The following is a 12,707-nucleotide window of genomic DNA, read 5'->3' as shown; positions in this document are numbered from 1 at the left end:
CCGAATGGCGCGCCCCCCGCAGGGTGACGACAGGTACGCCCATCCAGAGCGCTTCGCACGTTGTGGTCGTCCCGTTATAGGGAAACGGATCGAGGGCCACGTCCACGCGCCGGTAATATGCCAAATGATCCGCCGAATCGGCAGCCCAAGATGCCAATTCGATGCGTGAAGGATCGGCACCCGCCGCCGCGAATTGCGCACGATAGAAGTCCCGCAAGGCGGCGTCGCGAAGCGGCTTCGCCTTGAGCAGGAGGCGCGCCTCGGGCACGGCGGCCAAAAGCTGCGCCCAGCATGCAACCACGGACGCGTTCATTTTTGAAACGTTGTTGAAGGACGCAAACGTAACGAAGCCGGCCTGGAGCGAGGGCGGCGGCCCAACGTCGCCAGCACTTGCGATGGCTTCATAGCAAAGAAATCCGTGGGGCAGGCGAACAAGGCGCTCGACATGGTGACGATCGGCCTCGACTTCGGGATCGGCAATCGAATCCGTGATCCGGTAATCGATGGCGCTGAGCCCGGTCGTGTTGGGATAACCGAGCCAGGTAACCTGAACCGGGGCCGGCTTCAGCGCAAAAATGTCGAGGCGGCCGAGGTTCGTGTGCCCCGCAAGGTCGACAAGGATATCGATGCCGTCTCGCCGGATAAGCTCGGCCGCTTGTGTATTGGAAACGCCCACGACCGTGCGCCAACGATCCGCCGCCCCCATCAGACGCTCGGTCATGGCGTCGGACTGCGATACGTTCGCGTATAACGTCACCTCCACTTGGCGGCGGTCATGCGCGTTGATCAGGGGGGCTGCAAAATAGCTGACAGAATGCCTTCGGAAATCGGGCGAGACGTAACCGATTCTGAGGCGGCGGCTCGGATCGGGGTCGTTCGTATGTGCGTTCCATCGCCAGCCGCTTGGCAGCACATAGTGCTTCTCCCAAAGGCGGTGTGCTGCGAGCATCGCTTCACCCGACACCGCATCATCGAAATTCATCAGCCAGAGTCGATTGCTGCGTGCGGTCGAATGACTGGGCTCGATCTCAAGCGCGCGCTCCAGGCGTTGAACGGCTTCCGCCAACCTCCCGCGATCCGCCTGAATCAAGCTCAGATTGCTATAGGCGCCGACTAGGTCCGGCCTTAGCGAAATCGCCTTTTCGAGATTCTCGACCGCTTCGTCGAGTCGTCCTTCCTGCCAGCGGATGAGACCGAGATTGCTCCAAGCCTCGCCGTTTTCCGGTAGCAGCCTTACCGCATGCTCGAATGCTTCGGCCGCTTCGGCTGTGCGGCCGAGATCCCTGAGTGCTACGCCCAAGCCGCCATAGGCTTCGCCGTGTTCGGGTAAGCGCTCGACGATTCCCCGGTAGATCACGCTCGCCTCGTCGGGCCTGCCAAGCTGCAGGAGGAGCCTTCCAAGGCTCATGCGAGCCTCGATATGATCCGGCCAAATCGCCACCGCCTGCCGGTAGGCGGCCAGGGCCTCGTCATCGCGGTTCTTCGATCGCAGCGAATTGCCGAGGCTAAAATACGCCCCGGCGTGGGAGGGATCGAGCGCGACCGCCCGCCTCAAATGGCTCATCGCCTCATCGGTATCCCCGGCTTCCTCCAGCGCCGCACCGAGGTTGACGAGGGCCTTCACATAGTTGGAGTTCGCGATCAGCGCACGTCTGTAAGACTCGATCGCCCCATCGCGATCGCCAAGAGTGTGAAGCGTAATGCCGAGATTGCAGTGTGCCTGCGCAAGCCCGGGATTCAATGCGACGGCCCGTTTGTAGCTCGCCGCTGCCTCCTCGAGCCGCCCTTCGAGCTGCAGCGCAGCCCCGAGATCGCTGTGCGCCTGTGCGAGTTCGGGATCGCAGGCGACCGCGCGTTCGAGGAAGCTGCGCGCGGCACCGGGCTCGTCTTTGCGAAGCCGCACAAGGCCGCGCAGGTGCCAAGGTGCTGCCTTGTCCGGATACCGCTTCGTAAGCGCCTCGAAAACCGAATCTGCATCGTCGAGTCTGCCCGCATGGAAATGCGCCAGGGCCGCATCGAATGCTTGTGCCGGATCGGAAACAGGCGGACGACCGCGAGCATGGCTCGCTTCCTTCTCGACTTTCCCAGCACGTCGTTCCTTGCGGTTCATGGGTGAGCGTACCGGCAGCGACTTTGTGGAGATCCAAAGGGGGGCCCGCGACTTGGATTGCTTTAGCACGAGGCCGCACCGGGGCAGAAGCGTCAATCCTCGCGGCGGGCATAACTGCCAGCACCTTGCCCGGCATAGCGCTGCAGCGCTTCTTCGAGCACAGGGGCTGCTTGCCGCACGGCTTCCTCGCCGGCTTCGATACTCTCGGCGGCGCGATCGAACTGAAGGATGCCAATCCGCCCAATCTTCGGCGCAATGGTCACATCGGGAGGATCGCCCGCGAGCCGCGCGCGGCTGATCCGATCCTGGAGGAAGTGAAGCGATCGTGTCATCACGCTCAGCACGCTCGGTTCATCGGTTCGATGGCTGAAGAGCTGCCGCATCATATCGGCACCCGGCAAATTCCTCAGCCGCGTGATGATTGCGTTCTCGTCCGCCGCTTCGAGTTCCCTTGCCGTTCCGAGCGAGGCCGTATCGAAGAGGTCGGCGTTGAGATTGACCGCGATGACGAGGCGCGCGCCGAGTGCACGGCACATCGACACGGGGATCGGATTGACAAGCGCTCCATCGAGTAACCATCTGCCGTCGATCTTGACTGGCGGAAACAGGCCGGGGAGCGCATAGGACGCCCGCACGGCTTCGAGCAGCTTTCCCCTTTGGAGCCAGACTTCGTGTCCGGTATCGAGATCGGTGCAAACGCAGGCAAATCTGGCGGGCAAATCCTCGATCATGACGGCGTGAAGTTCCTCGTCGAAGATCTGCATGATTCGCCGCCCCGCGATGAGGCCGCCGCGTCCGATCTGAAAATCGAACAGGCGCGTCATCTTGAGCCTGTTCAGTTCGCGCGCCCACACCTCGAGACGGTCGAGCCCCTCGCCAAGATAAACGCCTCCGATGAGCGCACCTATCGAGGTGCCGCACACGATGTCGGGCTCGATGCCAAGGCGCTCAAGGCCGCGCAATACGCCAATATGCGCCCAGCCGCGGGCAATCCCGCTGCCGAGGGCTATTCCAATCGGAATCCTCGAACCACTCATGGCATCTGCCCGCGACGGAATCCTCCATCTAAAATGGGGACGATGGTGCTTCGTAACCACCCCGGGTGGGCGACACCATCGGGACCTCGATCAAAGGCCAAGGGAAGTGCGGATCCTTTCGCCAATTCCCGCGAGCCGCTCGACGGACTCATTCGCGAAGACGAAGCGCAGGAACCGTGCACCATTGACCTCGCCCCAACCGGTCATCGGGGTCGCGGCGATCCGGGCCTTCTCGAACAAGAGCTCGGACAGTTCCGCTCCCGACATGCCGATCTCGGCGGCATCGACGAGGAGCGACCAGCCGCCCGCGGGGCGCATGGCCGGCAATTGAGTCATCTCGGCGAGGATGAGGTCGCGTCGAGCTTGCCAGATCGCCGTTGCGCGATCGACATCCTCGTCGCCGAGCTCGAGTGCCGTCGCGACCGCGTCCTGCGCAATGCCGACGGGTGTTACGACATTGCCAATCGACACAAGGGCAAGATCGGGCAGAAGGCGCTCGGGTGCTACGATCCATCCGACTCGCCAGCCGATCATTCGGAGTTCTTTCGAGGCAGCACCGACCGTCACGGTAAGATCGGCCATCCCCGGGAGGCTTGCGGGATTGATGACCTTGCGCCCGTCGAAGAGGATCCGCTCCATCGCCGCGTCGTTCACGACCCAAAGCGCGCGCTCGCGCGCGATTTCGGCCACGGCCTCCCAATCCGCGCGTGTCAGGCAAGCGCCCGACGGCATGGACGGGCTCATCAACAGAAATGCGCGCGTCTTTTTCGTGACGACCTTCCTCAGGGCGTCGCGATCGAACGCCCAATCGCGACCATCCTTGACGAAGGGAACGAGCCTCGGCGCCCCGCCGGCCAAGCGCACGCGGTTGATCAATCCGATGTAAGTGGGGTCGGTGAGGATGACTTCGTCGCCCGGCTCCACGATGGTGAGGAGCACATTGAGAATACCCGAGAGCCCACCCGCCGAGATGATGACGTTCCTCGATCCTTCGTATTGCACGCCGGACAGGCGCGAGGCATGGGCCGCCGCCACGTTGCGAAGGCGCGTTTGCCCGACGAACGGCAGATAGCTGTTGTTCTTGTCCTCCGCGATCGCGGCTCTGCTCGCCGCCAGCACGGACGCGTGGGGCGGGATATCGGTGTCCAGATTCTCGAGGCGCAGGAAATCCCTTCCGATCATGGAATCGGCGCGCGCACCCATGCGGTCGACCCCGATCCCCGACATGCCCGCAAGCCGTGATGGTCTCATGGCGGACGACTCCGATTGAAATGAGGATTTCGACGCCTCTCCAGCGCCGTCGGCTCGCGGCGTAAAATACGGTACTCGGACTCGATCCCGATCGCGCTCAGCGATGCCTGACTCGCGTTTGCGGAAAACGGATCGTCACGGTCGTTCCCTGCCCGGGACTGCTTTCGATCTCGAACGTGCCGCCGTGCAATTCGATGAGCCGCTTCGAAAGCGGCAGCCCCAATCCCGTCCCACCATGCGCCCGATTGAGCGCGTTGTCGATCTGGCGGAAGGGTTCGAGAGCGATCGGAATCTGCTCGGGCGACATGCCGATCCCGGTGTCGGCAACCGAAATGGCGAACCGGCGATCCGCGTCGATGAAGGCCGTGACCGTGACCTTTCCGCCCTCCGGCGTGAATTTGACGGCATTCGACAGAAGGTTGACGAGGATTTGCCGCAGCCTTGCGCGGTCCGCCAGAAGTGTTGGGAGTTCGCCGGACATCGTGCTGTGCATGCTGACGCGTGTCTTTTCGGCCTGGGGCCGAAGGGTCGCCATGCATCGCTCCACGAGAACGGGGACATCGACGACTTCATCGTTGATCTCCATGCGGCCCGCCTCCGCCTTGGAGAGATCGAGGATTTCGTTGATCAAGCCGAGAAGATGCGTGCCGCTCTCAAATATGTCCCTTGCGTAACCGAGGTAGGTCGGATTCTCGATCGGTCCCACCAACTGGTTTTGCATGATTTCCGAGAATCCGATGATCGCGTTCAGCGGCGTGCGCAGTTCGTGGCTGATGTTCGCGAGGAAGTACGACTTCGCACGGCTTGCGGCTTCCACCTCCGACATGGCAGTGCGCAATGCCTCCTCGGCACGGCGAAGTTCGGTGATGTCACGCACCGTTCCTTCATAGAACAACGGGCGTCCCTCGCAGTCACGAATAAGACGGGCATTCTCGGATACCCAGATTTTCTCCCGCGTCTTGTGGCGATAGACTTCCGACACGAAGTTGGTCACGAAGCCGTGCCGGTGAAGAAGCCGCATGAACTCGTCGCGCCGGGTCGGGTCCACATACCATTCGGTCGCGAGGTTGCCGACACTTGCCAGCATTTCCGCCTCGGAGTCGTAACCGTTCAGCTCCACGAGTGCCGGATTTGCCCGTAGGAGACGGCCATCGATGCTTGCGCGGAATATTCCGTCGATCGCATTGCTGAAGAGGCTACGATAGTCCCGCTCCGCCTCGTGCAGCTTGACTTCGAGCTCCTTGCGTTGCGAGATTTCGGTCGCGACGGTGGCGACGCCGAAGATCACCCCACGGTCATCTCGCATCGGCGCCTTCGTCGTCAGCCAGTCGCGCGCCACGCCATCAGCGCCGGGATAGTTTTCGTCATAAAAGGAAAGCGGTTTGCCGGTTGCGATCGCACGCCGATCGAGCTCGCGCGTGTAGCTTCCGTAGCCCGGACCCAGGATGTCCTCGGCGGAGCGCCCGAGCGCATCGGCCGGCGCCACGCCGTAGTGAGCGGCCTGAAAGCGATTCATGTAGAGATAGCGCGACTCGATGTCCTTGCCGTTGATCATCACGGGCAGCGCATTCACGATTGTCGTCAGCAAATTATCGTCGGACCCCGTGCGATCTCGCGTCATACCGTCCCCGGGATCGACGAGGCGCCAGGCCCGATTGGAGTCGGGAGAGAACGGGCGCACTGTCCAATGCGCTTGCAGCTCTAGTCTCGCATCGATCACCTCCGACCGCGCCCTCCCGAGGAGAGCGCAAAAGCCAGCCGTTGCGGCAATGCAAACGCCGTCCCCATCGAGCACAGCATAAGCGCCGGGCAAAACGTCGATCAGACCCGCGATCGTCGCGAGGGCAGTTTCCTTGGCCACGGCGAAACCCTCAGTCCTATGACGCGTGCGTTGCACGGGCGATGCGCGCCCAAAAATATGTAGATTGCCCCGGAGATTACAATTGCTCTAACGGCTAATAATGCGCGTTGGCGCCCCGGAGGCTCGCACCCCTTTGCATTGAACGGGCGGATGAAGTAAAGAGTAGCCTGTTCAATGACCGCTTAAATGCGCCCGTAGCTCAGCTGGATAGAGCGTTGCCCTCCGGAGGCAAAGGTCAGGGGTTCGAATCCCTTCGGGCGCGCCAAGCTAGTCCGCAACGTTTCCGGTCGGGCGGTCAGCCGAGCGGAGTATGTCCCTTCCGACACCACCCAGAATATGCATATTGACGTTCGCGGTCAGATGGTTTCGCGTGCCTATCTCAACAGCATGATCGTCAAGATCGTCGAGCGGTCGCATGGGGCCCTTGAGCGCGCGAACATCATCATCTTGAGGCGATCAGGTGGCGATTGGATTGAAGCTGGGCAGAATCATAGAGCAGCATCATAGATGAGATCGGGGCCGCCGATTTCTTCCACGCATTCTTCTCGACCATCTCAGCCAATTTTGAACCGGATGCCTGGAGAACTCGCTCCCCGCTGTTGATGCGGAAGCTCTATCAAGGCGAGCTTGCACAGGTCGACGCTGCCGGCGCACTACAGGAATTGCAACAGGCACGCGCCGAGCTTTCGCGCCTGCCCGTTAGGCGGCTAGTCTGGGATATCGAGGATCGCTCGAAGAGGCCCCCTTGGGGTGACGACATAGCCAGCGCGATCACCGACCTCTCCAATTATTTCGTCACCTCGACCGGATGGGACGTGTTCGCGACGGTCCAGGAGATATTGGAAGCCGCCGTGACCGAGGACGGCCCGGTGGCGGTCGTAAATTATTGAGGCGATTATCTCTTTTTTACGTTTACACCTTTCGCAGAGCCTCACTCGCGCAAACCGCCTCGGCTACACCCAGAAATTGACCATGTTCGCACCGCTGGCTCCCACGGCAAGATCAATGCCGTCACCGAGTTGCTGACGCGGGGTTCGCAAATTCGGTATTCATCGCGGCCTCGAATTTCCCCGACCTCACCACCTTAGCACTTTGAGTGCGCCGCGTGGATTGCGGTAAATCGTGGCGAGCGTGCTCAAGTTCCAAATCGCAATTACCCCCACCACGCCGGGTTGCCGACGAGGGAGGGGCGAGGCATTCTTGGGCTCGGGGATTCGACTGCCGCGCATTCTGCAGATTGGAGTGAGATGGGTCCGCTTTTGAATCTGGGTGACGTGCTGCGCACGCACGCGCGCCTCAATCCCGAGGGACTTGGTGCGCGCGATCTCTCGCGATCGATGACGTTTCGCGCGTGGAATGCGCGCGCCTGCCGCCTTGCGAACGCGCTATTGGGCATGGGTTTGCGTAAAGGCGATCGCGTTGCGGTATTTGCTTATAACTGCGTCGAGTGGATGGAAATCTACGCGGCGGCGGCAAAAGCGGGCCTGGTCGCAGTCCCCGTCAACTTCCGGCTGGTTGGCCGGGAGATCCGCTACATCGTTGAGAATTGCGAGGCCCGGGCCCTGATCGTTCAAGACGACCTGCTTGGCCCGATCGAGGAGATTCGGAAGGATCTACCGGTCGAGTGCCAAACATTCATTCATTTCGGCGGCTTCACCACCCCGGCGGGCTATGCCGCTTACGAGGCGATCATAGAGAGAGCGCGCGATAGCGAGCCCGATGCCGAGGTGCGCGAGGACGATCCCTGGATGCTCATGTACACCTCGGGGACCACAGGTGCGCCCAAGGGTGCGATCCGCAGCCATGGCGCCGGCACTCTCCTATCCCTCACAACCGCCGTCGAGCTTGGCTTCAGCCGCACCGACGCAGCCCTCCTCGCGATGCCGATGTGTCACGCGAACTCCCTCTATTTCGCCTCGACCCTGACCTTTTGCGGCGGGGCTTGCTCGGTCTACAGCCGCAAGAGCTTCGACCCCGAGCATTTCCTGCGCACCATTTCGGCAGGCGGGGAAAGCTTCACCTCGCTCGTGCCGACCCAGTACGTCATGATGCTCGATCTTCCCGCCTCCATCCGCGAGTCGTGCGAGACCGGCAAGGTCAGGAAGCTCATGATTTCGTCAGCACCGGCACGCCAAGACACCAAGCGCGCGATCATGGCCTATTTCCGGAACTCGGGCCTTTTCGAACTCTACGGTTCGACCGAGGCCGGCTGGGTCACCATGCTTCATCCCGACGAACAATTCACCAAGCTCGGCTCCGTCGGCCGGGAATGCGTGGGCAGCGGGCCGATCAAGCTCCTCGACGGAAACGGACAGGAAGTGCCGGACGGCGAGGTCGGCGAGCTTTACTCGCAAACGCCCTATGCGTTCGACGGGTACTGGAAGTTGCCCGAGAAGACGCGCGAGTCCTTTCGGGGAGACTATTGCACGGTCGGCGATCTGGCGCGGCGGGACCCGGACGGCTATTACTTCCTCGTCGACCGCAAGAGCAACATGATCATCAGCGGGGGCGAGAACGTCTACCCCTCGGAAATCGAGGCGGTGCTCATCGCCCATCCGGCCGTGAAGGACGTCGCGGTGATCGGCGTGCCGGATGCGAAATGGGGGGAGCGGGTGCACGGTGTGGTCGTGCTGCGCGACGGTGCGATGGCGGTGGAAGCCGAGCTTCTCGCCTGGTGCCGCGAGCGGATGGCAGGATACAAGCGCCCGCGCTCCATCGCCTTCATCCCGGACAATGAAATGCCGCGCACCGCGACTGGCAAGGTTCAGCATCGGATCCTGAAGAACAGGATGGCCGAGACCGTCGGAAACTGAAAAGCGAAGGCTGCACAGCGACAGGGAGAAGGAGGGACGATGAACGAGGTCAAGACGTCAGCGACGGATCTCGGTGCTGGCGAGAATAGCTGTGCCGCATGGATTGCACGGTTCCTGAAGCGGCGTGGCGTCGATCGGATTTTCGGATTGCAAGGCGGACATATCCAACCAATCTGGGATCATGTCGCCCGTGCCGGCATCCGCATCGTCGATGTGCGCGACGAGGGAGCTGCCGTGCACATGGCCCATGCGCATAGCGAGCTTACGGGACAGATCGGCGTCGCGATGGTGACGGCGGGACCCGGTGTCACCAATACCGTGACGGCGATGGCGAATGCGTGGCTCGCCCGCGTTCCCGTGCTGCTGATCGGCGGATGCACCTCACGGCCCCAGGCTAACATGGGCCCGCTTCAGGACATTCCCCATGTCGAGCTTCTGAGGCCCGTGACGAGAACCGCGCGGACTGCCAGGGTCGCTGACCAAGTGATCCGCGAACTCGACGAATCGCTCGCGCGCGCCGCGGGAGACGCCGGCGAGCCCGGTCCCGTTTATCTCGAGATTCCAACCGACGTGCTGCGCGCGGAGATCGCACCGGCCCTCGTCCTCGACGACTGGATGCGTCCGAAGCCGCGGCGCGTCATCCATCCCGATCCCGCAGCGATCGCCGAAGCGGTCGACGTTTTGTGGTCCGCTCAGCACCCGGTCGTCATCACCGGACGAGGGGCGCGCGGGGCGGCCGCCGCACTCGTGCGCTTTCTCGACGCAAGCGGGGCCTTCTATCTCGATACCCAGGAGAGCCGCGGACTCGTCCCCTCCGATCATCCTGGATTCGCCGGTGCGGTCAGGGCCGCCATCATGACGGACGCAGACGCCGTCCTCGTCGTCGGGCGCCGACTCGACTACCAGCTCGGCTACGGCTCGCCGGCCGTCTTTCCGAACGCCCGCTTCGTCCGCATCGCGGACACGGCGGGCGAGCTGATCGATAATCGGCGCGGTGCGCCGGAAATTCTCGCAAACCCCGAGCTGGCGCTCAACACCATGGTGGAGGCCGCCGGAAACCGCGCGCCGAAGATCGACAAGGCGTGGGCCGAGGGAATGCGGCGGCGCCAGCGCGAACGCCTACGGCCGCGCGAGGGCGGCGGACCGGCGCTCGAGTCCGATGGAAAAATGCATCCGAGCCGAATCTTCGAGGCCATCGCCCGCACTGCCGAGCCCGACTACATCGCGATCGCCGACGGTGGCGACATCCTGAGCTTTGCGCGGGTCGGCCTGTCGGCGCGCACCTACATGGACGCAGGCGCCTTCGGATGCCTGGGCGTCGGCGTTCCGTTCGCCGTCGCGGCAGCCCTCGCCTTCCCGGGCCGCCAGGTCATCTCCGTCAACGGCGACGGCGCCTTCGGCATCAATGCGATGGAGATCGATACCGCCGTGCGCCACGGCGCCAAAGCCGTGTTCATCGTGGCCAACAACGCCGCTTGGAACATCGAACGCTACGACCAGCAGGAGAATTATGGCGGCCGCGTCGTCGGCACCACGCTCCGCCACTCCGACTATGCCGCCATGGCGCGCGCGCTCGGCGCTCATGGCGAGCGCGTGGAGGACCCGGAGATGCTCGAACCTGCATTGCGGCGCGCACTCGAAAACGCACCCGCCCTCCTCGATGTCGTCGTATCCCAGCGCGCAGTCTCGTCGGACGCCACGAAGGGCCTTGGGTTCGTGCCCGATTACCAGCCGCTCACGGCTTGGGACGAAGCCGAGCAACGTCGCCGACGGTAAGCCAACGGCCTCGTGCGGCTCTATTTCCCGAGCTTGCGGCCGAGGAAGTCGCGGATGATCGCGACGATCTCGGGTCCCTTGCTCTCAAGCGCGAAATGGCCGGCATCGAGCAAATGGACTTCCGCGTCGGCGTTGTCGCGCTTGAAGGCTTGAGCGCCGGGCGGGAGGAAAAACGGATCGTTCTTGCCCCAGACGGCAAGAAAAGGTGGCCGCCGGGTGCGGAAATATTCCTGGAATTTGGGATAGAGGGCCACGTTGCTCTTGTAATCGCCGAAGAGGTCGAGCTGGATTTCTTCAATGCCGGGCCGGGCGAGGAGGGCCGAGTCGAGAGTCCAGGTGTCCGGCGATAACCGCTCCGGCGTCGGCACGCCGTGGGTGTACTGCCACCGGGTCGTCTCCGGCGTGAGGAACTGGCGAAGTACCGCACGGTTTTTTGGCGAAGGGTCTTTCCAGTAAGCCTGGATCGGATTCCACCCCTCGCTCAAGCCCTCGAGATAGGCATTGCCGTTCTGGGAGATGATGGCGGTGATTCGCTCGGGATGCCGAATGGCGAGGCGAAAGCCCACGGGAGCGCCGTAGTCGAAAACATAGACGGCGAAGTGCGCGAGGCCCATCACCTCGGTGAACCGTTCGGTCACCTCGGCCAGATGATCGAAGCTGTAATTGAATTGGGCCCGATCCGGCGCATCGGTGTAGCCGAACCCTGGCAGATCCGGCGCGACCAGATGGTAGCGGTCGGCGAGAGCGGGGATGAGTTCACGATACATGTGCGACGACGTGGGAAAGCCGTGCAGCAGCAGGAGCGCCGGCGCCTTCGGATCGCCGGCCTCGCGATAGAACATCTTGAGCCCGTCCACGGATTGGGTGCGATATGTGACCGTCATTTCCATCTCCTAGAAAATTAGGTTCGCAAGTTGTAACCGGTATTTTTTCATTTGTCAGGTTACTTATTGCGTGTAACTTGTCAACGGGAATATTACCGGTTACCGTTCTGGAGATTGGAGAGCAGAACGACTGCCCATTGGAGATCGCTTATGGCCGAGCCGCGCCCCGCCCCGTCTTTCGTCGGCGGAGATCTGGCACTCGATTTTCTCAACACCGTTGCGTCGCCATGGGGGCGGGAAATCGAATGGCTGGCGAATGGCCGCGACCTTGTCGTGTGGCTCGCGCAGGTAAATGCCGTGCCGGTGAATGCATTGGCGCGAATCGGAGCCGTCGAGACCCCGCACGCCCTCAATAAAGTGGCGGCGGACGTGCGCCATTTTCGTGAATGGTTTCGAACCTTCGTTCACAAGAATGCCGGCAAGCGGCTGGCACGGCTATCCGCCGAGGAATTGGCGGCGTTGAACAAGATCCTCGCGAGCGACAAGGCTTATCGGCAAATCGAAGGCACACTCCCCGGCGACGTATCGGTGCGCGGCGACAGCATGCCCTGCGCATTCCATTGGCGGTCGAAGCGCCGGTGGGAGGACGCCACGTCGCTTATCTATCCGATCTTCGACGCGATCGGCGACTTCATCGTCCGGAAGGACTTCACCTACGTGCGAAAATGCGAACGGGCCGACTGCACGCTCTGGTTCCTCGACGTGAGCAAGAGCCATGCACGGCGCTGGTGCAGCATGGCCGTGTGCGGCAACCGTGCAAAGGCAGCGGCGTACCGGGCGCGGGGGCGGCAGCATTCTTAGCAAACACTTTGGCAAGTAGACCGCGATGAACCGTCAGCTAAGCTTCAAAAAAGCAGACGGGGCGATTGCCTGGCGGTGCCCCCGGCTACCGTCCCCCCGCGGAAAGGAGGGGGGCGGAGGCTCATTTCAGAGAGTCTTGAACTTTTCTCCATTTTCTATACCCCGTGGCCCCAC

Annotated in this window: 9 protein-coding genes and 1 tRNA gene; 5 read left to right on the top strand and 5 right to left on the bottom strand. The window is 62.5% G+C overall.

Annotation, left to right across the window (positions count from 1 at the left end; all coding sequences use genetic code 11):
- From VEJ16_06350 to VEJ16_06335, 4 genes are all read right to left on the bottom strand, one after another.
- Positions 1-2,110: tetratricopeptide repeat protein (locus VEJ16_06350; GenBank protein HYB09270.1), on the bottom strand; the 2,110-nt coding region annotated here is incomplete at its 3' end.
- A 92-nt stretch (positions 2,111-2,202) separates the two neighbouring features.
- The gene (locus VEJ16_06345; GenBank protein HYB09269.1) at positions 2,203-3,147 is read right to left on the bottom strand and encodes a patatin-like phospholipase family protein; all 945 of its coding nucleotides are present in this window, start codon (positions 3,145-3,147) and stop codon (positions 2,203-2,205) included.
- Positions 3,148-3,237: 90 nt separating this feature from the next.
- Positions 3,238-4,398: a pyridoxal phosphate-dependent aminotransferase gene (locus tag VEJ16_06340; protein HYB09268.1), complete on the bottom strand. Its 1,161-nt coding sequence runs from the start codon at positions 4,396-4,398 to the stop codon at positions 3,238-3,240.
- Positions 4,399-4,495: 97 nt separating this feature from the next.
- Entirely contained in the window at positions 4,496-6,259 is a 1,764-nt protein-coding gene (locus VEJ16_06335) for a PAS domain-containing sensor histidine kinase (GenBank protein ID HYB09267.1), read from the bottom strand.
- Between the two features lie 188 nt (positions 6,260-6,447).
- Here VEJ16_06335 and VEJ16_06330 point away from each other — a divergent pair.
- From VEJ16_06330 to VEJ16_06315, 4 genes are all read left to right on the top strand, one after another.
- Positions 6,448-6,524, top strand: a tRNA-Arg gene (locus VEJ16_06330).
- A gap of 235 nt (positions 6,525-6,759) precedes the next feature.
- Positions 6,760-7,149, top strand: coding sequence for an Imm70 family immunity protein (locus VEJ16_06325; GenBank protein ID HYB09266.1), 390 nt, complete (start codon positions 6,760-6,762; stop codon positions 7,147-7,149).
- Positions 7,150-7,506: 357 nt separating this feature from the next.
- Positions 7,507-9,072, top strand: coding sequence for an AMP-binding protein (locus VEJ16_06320; GenBank protein HYB09265.1), 1,566 nt, complete (start codon positions 7,507-7,509; stop codon positions 9,070-9,072).
- A gap of 39 nt (positions 9,073-9,111) precedes the next feature.
- A complete protein-coding gene (locus VEJ16_06315) occupies positions 9,112-10,848 on the top strand; it encodes a thiamine pyrophosphate-binding protein (GenBank protein HYB09264.1) in 1,737 nt (578 codons plus the stop codon).
- Positions 10,849-10,868: 20 nt separating this feature from the next.
- On the opposite strand, the gene VEJ16_06310 is transcribed toward VEJ16_06315, so the two are convergent.
- On the bottom strand, positions 10,869-11,732 hold the full coding sequence (locus VEJ16_06310; GenBank protein HYB09263.1) for an alpha/beta hydrolase: 864 nt from the start codon (positions 11,730-11,732) through the stop codon (positions 10,869-10,871).
- Positions 11,733-11,882: 150 nt separating this feature from the next.
- Here VEJ16_06310 and VEJ16_06305 point away from each other — a divergent pair, with 150 nt between their 5' ends.
- Positions 11,883-12,533: a CGNR zinc finger domain-containing protein gene (locus VEJ16_06305; GenBank protein HYB09262.1), complete on the top strand. Its 651-nt coding sequence runs from the start codon at positions 11,883-11,885 to the stop codon at positions 12,531-12,533.
- The last annotated feature ends 174 nt before the right edge of the window (positions 12,534-12,707 follow it).

This window comes from Alphaproteobacteria bacterium (assembly GCA_035625915.1).
Taxonomy (GTDB): domain Bacteria; phylum Pseudomonadota; class Alphaproteobacteria; order JACZXZ01; family JACZXZ01; genus DATDHA01.
This window is presented reverse-complemented; position numbering and strand designations above follow the sequence as displayed.